Source organism: Pseudoalteromonas sp. S3260 (assembly GCF_005886925.1).
Lineage (GTDB): Bacteria > Pseudomonadota > Gammaproteobacteria > Enterobacterales > Alteromonadaceae > Pseudoalteromonas > Pseudoalteromonas tetraodonis.
The window spans coordinates 1-331 of sequence record NZ_PNCV01000375.1; the positions used below are offsets into that span (position 1 = coordinate 1).

General features: G+C 33.5%; 1 protein-coding gene. It reads left to right on the top strand.

Translation table 11 applies throughout. The annotated features are described in order from the left end of the window. Nucleotides 1–331, top strand: a 331-nt coding sequence (locus CWC14_RS18860) for a LysE family transporter (protein ID WP_212746576.1), incomplete at both ends; no start/stop codon positions are given.

Sequence of the window (331 nt, forward strand, 5' to 3'; positions counted from 1 at the left end):
AATTATTAAAGCTATCATTATCAAATAGCCAAAGTATGTATCCTGCATTGATAAAAGGCATAGCATTAGGACTTTTACTAAGTATTTCTGTTGGCCCGGTTATTTTTGCGATCATTAAGCAGAGTATTAATAACGGGCATAAAGCGGGTTATGTTTTTGTTGCAGGCGTTTCAGCCAGTGATATAACACTGGTACTCGTTTGTAATTTATTTACTGCATTATTTGAAACGGCATTGAATCATAGAACTTCTATTGCTATTATTGGGAGTTGTTTTTTAGTGGCAGTAGGCATCTATACTTTATTTTTTAAAAAACTAACAACCGATGAGGA